The organism is Streptomyces tendae, assembly GCF_008632955.1.
Lineage (GTDB): Bacteria > Actinomycetota > Actinomycetes > Streptomycetales > Streptomycetaceae > Streptomyces.
This window is the reverse complement of record NZ_CP043959.1, coordinates 5,100,067-5,114,365: the sequence shown is the minus strand read 5'-3', so window position 1 is coordinate 5,114,365 and position 14,299 is coordinate 5,100,067. Positions and strand designations below refer to the sequence as shown.

Annotated in this window: 12 protein-coding genes and 1 pseudogene; 8 read left to right on the top strand and 5 right to left on the bottom strand. The window is 73.5% G+C overall.

Features of this window, described 5'->3' with window-relative positions:
* The first annotated feature begins 72 nt into the window (after positions 1 to 72).
* On the top strand, positions 73 to 1,842 hold the full coding sequence (locus tag F3L20_RS23570; RefSeq protein WP_150156058.1) for a lytic transglycosylase domain-containing protein: 1,770 nt from the start codon (positions 73 to 75) through the stop codon (positions 1,840 to 1,842).
* Between the two features lie 73 nt (positions 1,843 to 1,915).
* Here F3L20_RS23570 and hrpB read toward each other — a convergent pair whose 3' ends face one another.
* Both hrpB and F3L20_RS23560 read right to left on the bottom strand, forming a co-directional pair.
* Positions 1,916 to 4,495, bottom strand: a complete 2,580-nt coding sequence (gene hrpB / locus F3L20_RS23565; protein ID WP_150156057.1) for an ATP-dependent helicase HrpB — start codon at positions 4,493 to 4,495, stop codon at positions 1,916 to 1,918.
* Between the two features lie 4 nt (positions 4,496 to 4,499).
* Positions 4,500 to 5,312 carry a class I SAM-dependent methyltransferase gene (locus tag F3L20_RS23560; protein WP_150156056.1) on the bottom strand — a complete coding sequence of 271 codons (813 nt, stop codon included), beginning with the start codon at positions 5,310 to 5,312 and terminating at the stop codon, positions 4,500 to 4,502.
* Positions 5,313 to 5,675: 363 nt separating this feature from the next.
* On the opposite strand from F3L20_RS23560, the gene rpsA reads away from it, so the two are divergent.
* The 4 genes from rpsA (at position 5,676) to F3L20_RS23540 (ending at position 9,400) form a co-directional block, all read left to right on the top strand.
* On the top strand, positions 5,676 to 7,175 hold the full coding sequence (gene rpsA, locus F3L20_RS23555) for a 30S ribosomal protein S1 (protein WP_150156055.1): 1,500 nt from the start codon (positions 5,676 to 5,678) through the stop codon (positions 7,173 to 7,175).
* Between the two features lie 198 nt (positions 7,176 to 7,373).
* A complete protein-coding gene (locus F3L20_RS23550; protein WP_150156054.1) occupies positions 7,374 to 8,312 on the top strand; it encodes a PAC2 family protein in 939 nt (312 codons plus the stop codon).
* A 45-nt stretch (positions 8,313 to 8,357) separates the two neighbouring features.
* Positions 8,358 to 8,969, top strand: a complete 612-nt coding sequence (gene coaE / locus F3L20_RS23545) for a dephospho-CoA kinase (protein WP_150156053.1) — start codon at positions 8,358 to 8,360, stop codon at positions 8,967 to 8,969.
* Between the two features lie 50 nt (positions 8,970 to 9,019).
* Positions 9,020 to 9,400 (top strand): tetratricopeptide repeat protein, encoded by a 381-nt coding sequence (locus F3L20_RS23540; protein WP_150156052.1) that lies wholly within the window; start codon positions 9,020 to 9,022, stop codon positions 9,398 to 9,400.
* 52 nt (positions 9,401 to 9,452) lie between these two features.
* Here F3L20_RS23540 and F3L20_RS34905 read toward each other — a convergent pair.
* Positions 9,453 to 9,715 (bottom strand): annotated as a pseudogene (locus F3L20_RS34905) (DUF6343 family protein).
* Positions 9,716 to 9,853: 138 nt separating this feature from the next.
* On the opposite strand from F3L20_RS34905, the gene F3L20_RS23530 reads away from it, so the two are divergent.
* Complete coding sequence (locus F3L20_RS23530) at positions 9,854 to 10,552, top strand: class I SAM-dependent methyltransferase (RefSeq protein WP_150156051.1); 699 nt, start codon at positions 9,854 to 9,856, stop codon at positions 10,550 to 10,552.
* Between the two features lie 16 nt (positions 10,553 to 10,568).
* Here F3L20_RS23530 and F3L20_RS23525 read toward each other — a convergent pair whose 3' ends face one another.
* On the bottom strand, positions 10,569 to 11,255 hold the full coding sequence (locus F3L20_RS23525) for an RNA-binding S4 domain-containing protein (RefSeq protein ID WP_150156050.1): 687 nt from the start codon (positions 11,253 to 11,255) through the stop codon (positions 10,569 to 10,571).
* Between the two features lie 121 nt (positions 11,256 to 11,376).
* Between F3L20_RS23525 and F3L20_RS23520 the strand changes: the two genes are divergently transcribed.
* Both F3L20_RS23520 and pip read left to right on the top strand, forming a co-directional pair.
* Entirely contained in the window at positions 11,377 to 12,090 is a 714-nt protein-coding gene (locus F3L20_RS23520; protein ID WP_150156049.1) for a uracil-DNA glycosylase, read from the top strand.
* 41 nt (positions 12,091 to 12,131) lie between these two features.
* Positions 12,132 to 13,097 carry a prolyl aminopeptidase gene (gene pip / locus F3L20_RS23515; RefSeq protein ID WP_150156048.1) on the top strand — a complete coding sequence of 322 codons (966 nt, stop codon included), beginning with the start codon at positions 12,132 to 12,134 and terminating at the stop codon, positions 13,095 to 13,097.
* A 15-nt stretch (positions 13,098 to 13,112) separates the two neighbouring features.
* On the opposite strand, the gene F3L20_RS23510 is transcribed toward pip, so the two are convergent.
* Positions 13,113 to 14,249 (bottom strand): glutathione-independent formaldehyde dehydrogenase, encoded by a 1,137-nt coding sequence (locus tag F3L20_RS23510; protein WP_150156047.1) that lies wholly within the window; start codon positions 14,247 to 14,249, stop codon positions 13,113 to 13,115.
* Positions 14,250 to 14,299 lie beyond the last annotated feature (50 nt).

Here is a 14,299-nt window from a genome sequence, read left to right as displayed (position 1 = left end):
GGATCGTCACAACAGGGCGGGCACAGCACACGGTGACGGGCGCCGACAGCGCCCACGGGAGGGGTTCACTCTATGGCGGCGCAATTCGGCAGGAGGCTGCGCAAGGGAGCGGCAACCACCGCCGTGGCCGCGGCAGCGGTGGCGGCCCTGTCCGCGTCCCAGGCTCCCGGCGTGACGGTCGACGACCAGGGCAGACAGAACACCGGCGACGCCACGTCCGTGCCCGACGCGACCGTCGACGGCGACGACAGCGCCACCGGCAACTCGCCGTACTACACGGACCTCCCTCCGCTCAGCAGCCCCAACCCGTCGCCCTCCGTGGGCTCGGAGACCGGCACCGGTGCCCAGGGCGCCACGGAGGCCGGCATACCCGCGACCGTCCTCGACGCCTACAAGAAGGCCGAGGCCGCGCTGCGCGAGAAGAAGCCCGGCTGCAACCTGCCCTGGCAACTCCTCGCCGCCATCGGCAAGGTGGAGTCCGGCCAGGCCCGGGGCGGCCGGGTCACCGCCGACGGCACCACCGTCTCGCCGATCCTCGGCCCCCAGCTCGACGGCAACGGCTTCGCCCTCATCAAGGACACCGACAACGGCGCCTACGACGGCAACGCCACCTACGACCAGGCCGTCGGCCCCATGCAGTTCATCCCCTCCACCTGGGAGTGGGCGGGCCGCGACGGCAACGGCGACGGCCGCAAGGACCCCAACAACGTCTACGACGCCGCCCTCGCAGCCGGTCACTACCTGTGCCGCTTCGACTGGGACCTGTCCGAGCCGAAGGACCTGAGGAAGGCGATCCTCAGCTACAACAACTCCACGGACTACCTGAACACCGTCCTGTCGTGGCTGGAGTTCTACCGCAAGGGCACGCACGAGATCCCGGACGGCAGCGGGAGCCTGCCGGTGGACCGCAGCGACGACGGCGTGCGCCCCGGCATCACTCCGTCGGCCCCGGGCACCACCCCGCCGGCCAGGCCCGGCACCCGGCCCGGCAAGCCCTCCGGTTCCCGGCCCACCCCCACCTCGCCCGCCCCCGGCGGCCCGAGCGCGCCGCCCACCACGCCGCCGGCGACCACCCCGCCGACGCCCACCGACACGGTCGGCCGCCTGGAGCACGCCGGCACGGCGAGCCTGACCGCCATGGCGGGCCACACCTTCGCCGAGCGCATCAGCGCCCGCGCGGAGACCGACGCGGGCAAGGCGGTGGCCAAGGTACGGATCCGCTTCACGATCGCCGGGGACACCGACACCACCTTCGCCGGCGGCGAGAGCGTGGCGACCGTCGTCACCGACGCGTCGGGTGTCGCCGTGGCGCCCGCGCTGCTGGCGGGGGAGAAGACCGGCGCGTTCGCCGTCCAGGCCGCCGTCGTGGGGCGCTCCGTCAAGGGGGTCGCCTACAAGGCCACGGTCACCGAGCGGGCCGCCGACGCGCTCGTCCGCACCGGCGAGAAGGCGCTGACGTGCGTGCCGGGCGGCGAGTTCGCCGAGCCGGTCGAGGTGAGGGCCACCTACCGGGGCGAGGCCGCGGGCAAGGTCGCCGTCGCCGCCACCCTCGTCACGTCGGCCGACGACCCCACCGAGAACGACAAGGGTCCCTTCTTCAAGGACGCCGACGGCAAGGCGGTCCGCACCCTGACGGGTCTGAGGACGGACGCGGACGGCCGGCTGACCCTGCCGAAGCTGTACGCGGACGACGCCGCCGGCACGTTCCTGCTCCGCCTCACCACGGCGGGCGGCGCGACCCTCACGGTGGAACTGACCGTGGCCCCGGCCGACACTCCGTCCCCGGAACCGGACCCTTCCTCCGACCCGGACCCGAGCCCGATGGAAACCCCGACGCCCTGACGCCCTGACGCCCGCTCACCGTGGTGAGCGGGCGGTGTCGTCCCGCCTCACCGCCCCGCGCGCGTGCGGGCCCTCACCGGCGCAGCCGTGCGTTCGTGTGGCGGGTCGGCCGGGCCGACGCCGGGTCCTCGGGCCAGGGGTGCCGGGGGTAGCGGCCGCGCAGTTCGGCGCGCACCTGCTGGTAGCCCTCCCGCCAGAAGGACGCGAGGTCGGCGGTCACCGCGGCCGGCCGCCCGGCCGGGGACAGCAGGTGGACCAGCAGCGGCACCCCGGCGACCGTGGGTGACTCCTGCAGCCCGAACATCTCCTGGAGCTTCACGGCCAGCACCGGCCGCTCCGGGTCGGACCAGTCGATCCGTATCGCCGACCCGCTGGGCACCGTGATCCGCTCGGGCGCCAGCTCGTCGAGGCGGGCGGCGTCCCCGGAGGCCCACGGCAGCAGCCGCGCCAGCGCCTGCCCGGCGTCGATCCGGGCGAGGTCCGCCCGGCGCCGCGCCCGGCTCAGCTCCGGTTCCAGCCACTCGTCCACGCGCGCGTGGAGCGCCTCGTCGGACACGTCGGGCCAGGGCGCGCCCCGTCGCGCGTGCAGGAACGCCAGCCGCTGCCGCAGGACGTCCGCCCCGGCCGGCCACCGCAGCAACCCGAAGCCCTCCCGCCGCAGCCCGTCCAACAGCGCGGCGCGCACCAGCGACGGGTCGGCGTCCGTGAGCGGCCGCGCGGTCAGCTCCACCGCCCCGAGCCGTTCGACGCGCCGCGCCACCACGTCCCCGTCGGCCCAGCGCACCTCCTCGCGCCGCTCCGCGAGCGCCCCCGCCGCCCAGCGGGCCACGCCCTCGTCGACGGCGGCCCCCAGCAGGACGCGCGCGTGCCCGCGCCCCACGGGACGGTCGGCCACGGCGACGGCGATCCACTCGGTCCCGCGCAACGCGGACGCCGCCCCCACCTCGGCCCGGGTCCCGCCCGCCATCAGGTACGACCCGCCCTCCGCCCGCGCCACCCGTTCGGGGAACGCGAGCGCCACGACGACACCGGCCGCACGCTCGTCCGCCCCGGTCCCGGCGCCCGGCACCGCACCGCTTCCACCGCCCGCACCGGCTCCCGCACCCGCGGACGCGGTTGCTGTCCCGCCGCCGAGCACGGTCCCGCCCGCCTCGGACGCCGCCCGGCGCAGCCGGCGCACCTCCGTGCGCCAGCGGGCCGCGTACCCGTCACCGCCGCGGCGCGCGGCGCGCAGCGCGACGGCGAGGTCGTCGCCGTAGTCGCGCGGGGGCTCCTCGGAGAGCAGGGCGACGACCTCGGCCGCGAGGCCGGGACCCACCCGGGGTGCGGCGTCCGTCAGGGCCCGCCCCAGACGCGGATGCAGGCCGAGGCGGGTCAGACGGGTGCCGCGCTCCGTGGGGCGCCCGTCCGGGCGTACGGCGCCGATCGCCGCCAGGACGTCCCGGGCCGCCGCCATCGCACCGCCCGGCGGGGTGTCCAGCAGCGCCAGCCCCGAGGCGTCCGGATCGCCCCAGCAGGCCGCCTGCAACGCGAACGCCGTCAGGTCGGCCACCTTGATCTCGGGGGAGGGGAACGACGGCAGCCGTCCGTCCTCGGCCTCCGCCCAGCAGCGGTACACCGCGCCCGGGGCCTCACGTCCGGCGCGGCCCGCCCGCTGCCGCCCCGCCGCCCGGGAGGCCCGTACCGTCGCCAGGGCGCTCAGCCCGCGCGCGTGGTCGACTCGGGGCTCGCGGGCGAGACCCGAGTCCACGACCACCCGCACACCGGGCACTGTCAGCGACGACTCGGCGACCGACGTCGCCAGTACCACCCGGCGCCGCTCCCCGGGCGACAGCACCGCGTCCTGCACTGCGGCCGGCGCCCTGCCGTGCACCTGGAGGACGTCGACCCCGGCCAGGCCGCCCAGCAGCCCGGCCACCCGGGCGATCTCCCCGACCCCCGGCAGGAACACCAGCACGTCGCCGTCCCGCTCGGCCAGCGCCCGGCGCACCACCGCCGCCACATGCGTGAGCAGCGCCGGGTCCACCCGCATGCCGTGCGGGGGGCGCACCGCGCGCGGGGGCGGCGCCCACACCACGTCCACGGGGTGCGCGGTGCCCCGCGCCTCGACCACGGGCGCGTTCCCCAGCAGCCGGGCCCACCCCTCCGCGTCCGTCGTCGCCGAGGCGGCCACCAGCCGCAGGTCGGGCCGCAGCGTCTCGCGCACGTCGCACAGGAAGGCCGCCGCCGTGTCCGCGTCCAGATGCCGCTCGTGGCACTCGTCGAGCATCACGACGTCCACGCCGGCCAGCTCCTGGTCGCGCTGCAGCCGCTGGAGCAGCACACCGGTGGTGACGACCTCCACGCGCGTGTCCGGGCCTACGACCCGCTCCCCGCGCACCGTGAAGCCGACCGACCCGCCGACCCGCTCGCCCAGCAGCCACGCCATGCGCCGCGCCGCCGCGCGGGCCGCGATCCGCCGCGGCTCGGCGACCAGCACCCGCCGCGCGGGGCCCGCGCCCCACAGACCGGCCAGCACCAGCGGCACCAGGGTCGTCTTGCCCGTTCCCGGCGGGGCGACCAGCACGGACGTGCCGTGCGAGTCGAGGGCGCCGGCGAGCCCGGGCAGGGCCTCGCGTACGGGAAGGGACTCCAGGGCGTCCTGACGGATCACGCGCTCAGTCCCGCGCGCACACGAAGATCGCCGTACCGGGGATCAGGTTGCCCCGCAGCGGGGACCAGCCGCCCCACTCGGAGGTGTTCCAGGCCGGCCACTCCGGCTCGACCAGGTCCACCAGCCGGAAACCGGAGGCGACCACGTCACGCACCCGGTCCCCTAGCGTCCTGTGGTGCTCCACGTACACCGCGTTCCCGCTGTCGTCCTGCTCGACGTACGGCGTGCGGTCGAAGTACGACCCGGACACGCTCAGCCCTTCCGGGCCCGGCTCGTCTGGGAACGCCCAGCGGATCGGATGGGTCACGGAGAACACCAGCCGCCCGCCCGGCCGCAGCACCCGGCGCACCTCGCGCAGCACCAGCCGCGGATCGGCCACGAAGGGCAGCGCGCCGTACGCCGAGCAGGCCAGGTCGAAGGAGCCGTCGGCGAAGGGCAGGGCGACCGCGTCCGCGCACACCAGGGGGAACGCCCCGCCGATGCGCAGCGCGTGCTGGAGCTGGCGGTGGGAGATGTCCAGGGCGACCGGGAGGGCGCCCTGCGCGGCCAGCCAGCGGGAGCACTGCGCCGCGCCGGCGCCCAGCTCCAGGACGTCGCGCCCCTTCAGCTCCTCCGGCGGGCCGAGCAGCTCCGCCTCCACCTCGTCCAGGCCCTCGGGGCCCCACACGAAACGGTCGTCGCCGAGGAAGGTGCCGTGCTCGGTCTGGTACTCGTCGGCGTTGCGGTCCCACCAGCCCCGGTTGGCCCGGGAGCTCTCCGTGACCCCGGCCTGCCGCCGGGTCGCCTCGGGTTCGGGGACTTCGGGCTCTTGGATGATGGGCTCCCTCGTCGTACTCTTCCGTCCAGCCGGGTCCCCGGTGTGTCGCCGAGGGGGTCTTCTTCACCCCTGCGTGGCCTCGGGAGACGGCAGTTGTGCCGGTTATGCGGCGATCCGCCCCCGGTGGGCGGCTTCGCGCATTGACCCTGCCCGGCCGCCCCCGTATGCTACAAGTTGCGCTGCGGGCCTGCGCACCTCAGACGTAGCAGGCTGCGCTCGCATCTGTATGTATGTCCCCTCGGTTGTCGAGGCGTCACCGGTTTTTCGTGGCGCTTCCTTGGCTGTCCGGCTTCTGCAGAGCGAAACGGGCTCCGGCGTAGCAGTACCTACGACTTCAATGTCCGTACCGGAGCCCTTTCCCACATGACGAGCAGCACCGAGACCACCGCCACCACCCCGCAGGTAGCGGTCAACGACATCGGTAACGAGGAAGCCTTCCTCGCCGCGATCGACGAGACGATCAAGTACTTCAACGACGGCGACATCGTCGACGGCGTCATCGTGAAGGTCGACCGGGACGAGGTCCTGCTCGACATCGGTTACAAGACCGAAGGCGTTATCCCGAGCCGCGAGCTCTCGATCAAGCATGACGTCGACCCCAACGAGGTCGTCGCCGTCGGTGACGAGATCGAGGCCCTTGTTCTCCAGAAGGAGGACAAGGAAGGCCGCCTGATCCTCTCGAAGAAGCGCGCCCAGTACGAGCGTGCCTGGGGCACCATCGAGAAGATCAAGGAAGAGGACGGGATCGTCACCGGTACCGTCATCGAGGTCGTCAAGGGTGGTCTCATCCTCGACATCGGCCTCCGTGGCTTCCTTCCGGCCTCCCTCGTGGAGATGCGCCGTGTCCGCGACCTCCAGCCCTACGTGGGCAAGGAGCTCGAGGCCAAGATCATCGAGCTGGACAAGAACCGCAACAACGTGGTCCTGTCCCGTCGTGCCTGGCTGGAGCAGACCCAGTCCGAGGTCCGCCAGACGTTCCTCACCACCCTGCAGAAGGGTCAGGTCCGTTCCGGCGTCGTCTCCTCGATCGTCAACTTCGGTGCCTTCGTGGACCTGGGTGGCGTCGACGGTCTGGTCCACGTCTCCGAGCTGTCCTGGAAGCACATCGACCACCCCTCCGAGGTCGTCGAGGTCGGCCAGGAGGTCACGGTCGAGGTCCTGGACGTCGACATGGACCGCGAGCGCGTCTCCCTGTCGCTGAAGGCGACCCAGGAAGACCCGTGGCAGCAGTTCGCCCGCACCCACCAGATCGGCCAGGTCGTGCCCGGCAAGGTCACGAAGCTGGTTCCGTTCGGTGCGTTCGTCCGCGTGGACGAGGGCATCGAGGGTCTGGTCCACATCTCCGAGCTGGCCGAGCGCCACGTGGAGATCCCGGAGCAGGTCGTCCAGGTCAACGACGAGATCTTCGTCAAGGTCATCGACATCGACCTCGAGCGCCGTCGCATCAGCCTCTCGCTGAAGCAGGCCAACGAGGCCTTCGGTGCCGACCCGTCGACGGTCGAGTTCGACCCGACTCTGTACGGCATGGCCGCGTCGTACGACGACCAGGGCAACTACATCTACCCCGAGGGCTTCGACCCCGAGACCAACGACTGGCTCGAGGGCTACGAGACCCAGCGCGAGGCGTGGGAGACGCAGTACGCCGAGGCGCAGCAGCGCTTCGAGCAGCACCAGGCGCAGGTCATCAAGTCCCGCGAGGCGGACGAGAAGGCCGCTGCCGAGGGTGGCGAGGCTGCCGCTCCGGTCGCGTCCGGCGGTGGCGGCGGTTCGTACTCCTCCGAGGGTGGCGACCAGTCCGGCGCCCTGGCTTCGGACGAGGCGCTGGCCGCGCTTCGCGAGAAGCTGGCGGGTGGCCAGAGCTGAACGCTCGCCGCTGAGGCATAGCGGTTGAACCGAGGGGCCGTACCTTTCGAGGTGCGGCCCCTCAGTGCTGCCCGGGGGGTTCGGCGCCGGCCGCGGGGCGGTGGGGCCGGGCGCGCAGTTCCCGCGCTCCCGGGGCGCGGGAATGCCTGTGCTTCGTGCCACGTTGTCGTGGTGGGAACACGAGGAGGAGCGGTCACTGTGCTTGATCCGCGGGATTTGTACGCCTGGGAGCCGAAGGGTCTGAGCGTCGTCGACATGGCGCTGGCCCAGGAGTCGGCCGGACTTGTCATGCTCTACCACTTCGACGGATACATCGACGCGGGGGAGACCGGGGACCAGATCGTCGACCGGCTGCTCGACTCGCTGCCCCACCAGGTCGTCGCCCGGTTCGACCACGACCGGCTCGTCGACTACCGGGCGCGTCGCCCGCTGCTCACCTTCACCCGCGACCGATGGACCGACTACGAGGAGCCGGACATCACCGTGCGGCTCGTCCAGGACGCCACCGGCGCGCCCTTCCTGCTGCTCTCCGGTCCCGAACCGGACGTGGAGTGGGAGCGCTTCGCCGCCGCCGTGCGCCAGATCGTGGAACGCCTCGGGGTGCGCCTCTCGGTGACCTTCCACGGCATCCCCATGGGCGTCCCGCACACCCGCCCGGTCGGCATCACGCCGCACGGCAACCGCACCGACCTCGTCCCGGTGAGCAACAGCCCCTTCGACGAGGCGCAGGTCCCCGGCAGCGCGGAGGCCCTCGTCGAGTACCGGCTCATGCAGGCCGGTCACGACGTGCTGGGCGTCGCGACGCACGTGCCGCACTACATCGCCCGCTCCCCGTACCCGGACGCGGCCCTGACCGCCCTGGAGGCCGTCACGGCCGCCACCGGACTGGTGCTGCCCGGCGTCGCGCACGCGCTGCGCACCGACGCCCAGCGCACCCAGACCGAGATCGACCGCCAGATCCGGGAGGGCGACGACGAGCTCACCGCCCTCGTCCAGGGCCTGGAGCACCAGTACGACGCAGCGGCGGGCGCGGCGACCCGGGGCAACATGCTGGCCGAGCCGGTGGACATCCCGTCCGCGGACGAGATCGGCCGTGAGTTCGAGAAGTTCCTGGCCGAGCGGGAAGGCGACAACTGACGCCCGCCGGACCGTGTGCCGGCGTCAGCGCCTAGGCTGCTGCCCATGCTGACAGTGGGGCTGACCGGCGGTATCGGAGCCGGCAAGAGCGAGGTGTCGCGGCTGCTCGTGGAGCGCGGGGCCGTGCTGATCGACTCCGACCGCATCGCACGCGAGGTCGTCGAACCGGGCACCCCCGGCCTCGCCGCGGTCGTGGAGGCCTTCGGCGAGGAGATCCTCGCCGAGGACGGCAGCCTGGACCGGCCCCGCCTCGGCGCGCTGGTCTTCGGCGACCCGGAGAAGCTGGCCCGGCTGAACGCGATCGTGCACCCCCTCGTGGGCGCCCGCTCGCGGGAGCTGGAGGAGGCCGCGCCCGAGGGCGCCGTCGTCGTCCACGACGTCCCCCTCCTCACCGAGAACGGCCTCGCCCCGCTCTACGACCTCGTGATCGTCGTCGACGCGAGCCCCGAGACCCAGCTCGACCGGCTGGTACGGCTGCGCGGCATGAGCGAGGAGGACGCCAGGGCCCGCATGGCCGCCCAGGCCGGCCGGGAGCAGCGCCGGGAGATCGCCGACATCGTCGTCGACAACGACGTGCCCCTCGACGCCCTGCGACGGCGCGTCGAGGAGGTGTGGGCCGAGCTGGTCCGGCGCGCGCAGGCGTCCCCGTCGGAATAGCCGGCACCGCCCGGGGCGTTGATCCCGTTCAGCGAGGGAAGGATTCCGCCGTGCCCGAGACCAGTGGTGTGCCCGGACGTACGCCGGAGACGCACGTCATCGACTTCCGTGCCGCCGAGCACCTGCTCGCCTCCCGGGACCCGCGGGGCGCGGTGAAGCTGCTCGACGGCGTCATCGACGTCCACCCCGAGAACACGGCCGCCCGGCTGCTGCGGGCGCGCGCCTTCTTCGCGGCGGCCCAGCTGCGGCCCGCCGAGCTGGAGTTCTCCCTCGTCCTGGAGCGGGAGCCGGACAACGCCTTCGCGCACTTCGCGCTCGCCCGCACCTACCAGCGGCAGGGCCGCCCCCACCCCGCCAAGCGCCACTTCCGGCTGGCGGCCGCACTGGACCCCAACCCGGAGTACCTGAAGGCCGCCCGCTTCGACGACTGACGACGGCTGAGCCGGCACACGGGTCCGGGCGACACCGCCTCGCCCTGGAGGCTCAGCGCCGGTCCGCCGGCGGCTCGTACGGCGGGACGTCCGTCCCGGCTGGTAGTGCGCGCCCTGGCGGATGTGCCGCAGGACGAGGACCAGGTCGGCCGTGACGAGCAGGAACAGCATTCCGCAGGCCAGCGCCCAGCCCGGATACCCCGCGAGCGCGAACGCCACCGTCCCGGCAACCGTCCAGACGCCACCCCACACGCTGAGCCAGAACCGCATCCGCAGCGGACTCCGCGCGGTCGTCGGTTCACTGCCCGTACGCATCGCGATCCTCACTCCGTCCACGCCGACGGTCCCTCTTCTTGCGGGTTCCCGGAATCGTCCCCGGACCACGCGTTCACTCGATCGGGTGGAATCGGCGGGGAAGGGAACGGGCGTGCGGGCGCGGGCCGTTCGACAGACATGAAACCGACGATGCGTGAAGGCCATGAGGGGACGGGGCCCGGGGTGATCACCCCGGACGGCTGCGCGGTGGAGCTGTACGAGCGGCTGCCCGTGGGGGAGGAGCCGGACGTCGTCGCCGCCGCGGTGCCGGCCGGGGCGCGGATCCTGGAGCTGGGCAGCGGTGTCGGGCGGATGACCCACGCACTGGTGGAGCGCGGCTTCGAGATGACGGCGGTGGACGAGTCCGCCGAGATGCTGCGGCGCGTCCGCGGGGCGCGGACGATATGCGGCCCCGTGGAGCGGCTCGACCTCGGTGAGACGTTCGACGTGGTGCTGCTCGCCTCGTTCCTCGTGCACACGGGGGACACGGAGGTGCGGCGGGGCATGCTGCGCACCTGCGTGCGGCACCTGGCGGAGGGCGGGTGCGTGCTGATCCAGCGGGAGGGCGAGGACTACCACACCGACGTGCCGCGCGAGCGGACCGACCCGGCGGGCTTCACGGTGCGGATCGTGTCGGTGGAGCCGCTGGGTGACGGCGTCGACTCGGTACACGCGGAGTACGTGTTCCCGGACGCGACCTGGACGCAGACGTTCCGGGCGCGCCCGCTGACCAGGGAGCAGTTCGAGGCCGCACTCGCGGAGGAGGGGCTGAGGGTGGACCGGTACCTGACCGAGGACCGGATGTGGGTGAGGGCGGTGCCGGTGTCCCGCGGCTGACAGCGGGACACCGGGCTCACCTGTTCCGGCCCCTGCGGCTGCCGCCGCCCGTGCCCCGGCCCCCGGGCTTGCCGCGCCCGCCGGGTCCGGCGGGTCCACCGGGTCCGTCGGTTCCTGCGGACGTTCCTGCGGACGGGGAGCCGGGAGCGGCCGGACCCGCGAACCCGCCGAACGGGCCGGGGCCGCCCAGCGCCCGCAGCCGCTCCATCTCCCGGCGGTCGCGCTTGGTCGGGCGGCCCGCGCCGCGGTCGCGGACACCGGCCGGGGCGACGGCCTCGCGGGGCGGGGGCGGCGGCGAGTTGTCGATGTAGCACTGGACGGCCACCGGGGCGCCCACCCGCTTGCGGATCAGCCGCTTCACGAAGACGACCCGCTCCCGAGTCTCGACGCGCACCCGCACCTCGTCACCGACGCGCACGGAGTGCGAGGGCTTCACCCGCTCGCCGTTCACCCGGACGTGCCCGCCCTTGCAGGCGGCCGCCCCCATGGACCGGGTCTTCACCAGCCGTACCGCCCAGATCCAGCTGTCGATCCGCACGGTCTCGCCGTTCTGCGGTCCGGCCGCCTCGGCGGCCGCCACCGCCGCGGCGATCTTCGGGTCCGCCGGCTCGGGCGTCGTCCCCGCGCCGTCGGCGGGCCCGTCCGCCGCCGCGTCACCGGCCGCACCGGCCACCTTGTCGTCCCGCGCACCCTCCGCAACCATGCTCCCGACCTTAGCCCCAGCGCCCCGCGGCCTGTGCGGGACATCCGCGCGGGCCCGACAACCCGGGCCGGGGGAGGGGCGCCCGCGACCGTGCGACCCGCCCGCCGCCTACCGTGGAGCCATGGATCCCCGTGGCCTGACCCGGCTCGACCGGCGCATCAGCGGCTGCCGTGCCTGCCCCCGGCTGGTCGACTGGCGCGAGGAGGTCGCCCGCACCAAGCGGGCCGCGTTCGCGGACTGGACGTACTGGGGCAGGCCGGTGCCCGGCTTCGGGCCGTCGGACGCGCGCCTTCTGATCATCGGCCTCGCCCCCGCCGCCCACGGCGGCAACCGCACCGGCCGGATGTTCACCGGCGACCGCTCCGGCGACGTGCTCTACCAGGCGCTGTACGACGTGGGGCTCGCCTCCCAGCCCACTTCCACGCACGCCGACGACGGACTGGAGCTGTACGGGGTCCGCGTCACCGCGCCCGTGCACTGCGCCCCGCCCGCCAACAAGCCCAGTCCGGCCGAACGGGACACCTGCCGCCCCTGGCTGGTGCAGGAGCTGCACCTGCTCCGGCCGACGGTCCGGGCGGCGGTCGTCCTCGGCGCCTTCGGGTGGCAGGCGGCGCTGCCCGCGTTCGCCGAGGCCGGCTGGACGGTGCCCCGGCCGCGGCCCGCCTTCGGACATGGCACCCACGTGGTGCTGGGCGCCGCCGACGGGCCGTCGCTCGGTCTGTTCGGCTGCTTCCACGTCAGCCAGCGCAACACCTTCACCGGCAAGCTCACCCCCGCGATGCTCCGGGACGTCCTGCGCACGGCAGCCGAAGCGGCCGGACTGAGCCCCACGTAAAGGGGATGAGACGCCCGGCGCGGTGGCGGTACGGTGCCCCGATGGCCAGGTATCCCGAGATCGAACCGTACGACCACGGCATGCTCGACGTCGGTGACGGCAACCGCCTCTACTGGGAGACCAGCGGGAACCCGCGCGGCAAGCCCGCGGTGGTGCTGCACGGCGGCCCCGGTTCGGGGGCCGGTGCCGGTCTGCGGCGCTACTTCGATCCCGCCGCCTACCGCATCGTGCTGTTCCACCAGCGCGGCGCGGGACGGTCGGAGCCCTCGGCGGCCGACCCCGCCACCGACATGGGCGTCAACACGACCCCGCACCTCATGGCCGACCTGGAGCGGCTCCGCGCCCATCTGGGCATCGAGCGGTGGCTGGTGTGGGGCGTGTCCTTCGGCTCGGCCCTGGGCCTGCGGTACGCGCAGACGCACCCCGGCGTGGTGTCCGAACTCGTCCTGACCGGCGTGACCACCGGCTCCCCCGCGGAGGTCGGCCTGCTGACGCGGGGCCTCGGCCAGATCTTCCCGGAGGCACACGCGCGTTTCCTCGCCGAACTGCCCGAGGGCCGGCGGGCCGGCAACCTGGCCGCCGCGTACAACAGGCTGCTGGAGTCACCCGACCCGGAGGTCAGGGCCCGGGCGGCCCAGGCATGGACGGACTGGGAGACGGCGATCATCCCCGCCCCGCCCGGTTCCGTCGAGCGGTTCCGCGACCCCGCGTACCGCCTGAGCTTCGCCCGCACCGTCACCCACTACTGGGGCAACGACCACTTCTTCGGGGACGGGGGAGAGGAAGGCGTCGTCCTGCGCGACGCCCACCTCCTCAAGGGCATCCCCGGCACCCTGGTCCAGGGCAGCCTCGACTTCGGCAACCTTCTCGGCATCGTCTGGCGGCTGCACCACGCCTGGCCGGACAGCGAGCTGATCGTCGTCGACGACGCCGGCCACGACGCGGGCGCGACCGGCGACGACGCCCTGGTGGCGGCGACGGACCGGTACGCCCGCCGCCCGGCCTGACGGACCCGTGGCCCGTTACGGGTGCAGCACCACCTTGGTGTAGCCCTCGATGCGCTTGTCGAACTTGTCGTACGCCGACGGAGCCTGGTCCAGCGGCAGTTCGTGCGAGACCACGAAGCTGGGCTTGGCCCGGCCCTCGATGATCATGTCGCGGAGCTGCCGGTTGTAGCGCTTGACGTTGCACTGGCCGGTGCCGAGCTTCAGGCCCTTCTCGAAGAGCTTGCCGACCGCGACGAGCAGCATGCCCTGCTTGGACTGCTCGTCCGGGGCGCCCGGGTCGGACGGGACGTACAGCCCGGGGATGCCGAGCATGCCGGTGGCGCGGACCGTGCGGACCAGCGAGTTCAGCACGGTCGCCGGTTCCTCGCGGTCCGTGCCGCCGCCCGCCGAGGCCTGGTAGCCGACGGCGTCGATGCCCTTGTCGGTGCCCATGCCCTCGGTCTGGTCCTGGATCTGCTCGACCGGGTCGCCCTCCGCGAAGTTGATCGGCACGGCGCCGATCTCCTCGGCCTTCTGCAGCCGCTCGGCCACCCGGTCGACCACGAACACCTTCTTCGCGCCGCGCAGCAGCGCCGAGTACGCGGCCATCAGCCCGACCGGACCGGCGCCGTACACCGTGACGCTCTCGCCGGGGCGTACCTGGGCGAGTTCGCAGCCGTGGTAGCCGGTGGGGAAGATGTCCGCCAGCAGCACGAAGTCCTGCTCGTGCTCGGTGCCCGGCGGCAGCTTCAGGCAGTTGAAGTCGGCGTAGGGCACCCGCAGGTACTCCGCCTGTCCACCCTTCCAGGGGCCCATGGCGACATAGCCGTAGGCGCCGCCCGGGAAGCCCGGGTTCACGGTGAGGCAGTAGCCGGTGAAGCCCTCGACACAGTTGCGGCAGAAGCCGCAGGCGACGTTGAAGGGCATGACCACGCGGTCGCCCTCCTTGAGCGAGGTGACGCCCGGGCCGACCTCGGCGATGGTGCCCATGTTCTCGTGACCGAAGGTGATGCCGGGCTCGGCGGCCGTGCGGCCCTCGTACATGTGCAGGTCGGAGCCGCAGATGGCGGTCGAGGTGACCCGGACGATCACGTCGTTCGGATGCTGGATCGTGGGGTTGTCCACGTCCTCGACGGCGACCTCGAACGGTCCCTTGTACACGACGGCCTTCATGATGCGTTCTCCGTTCGGTTGGTGTGCGTGTCCCGCAGTGACGCCCCTCC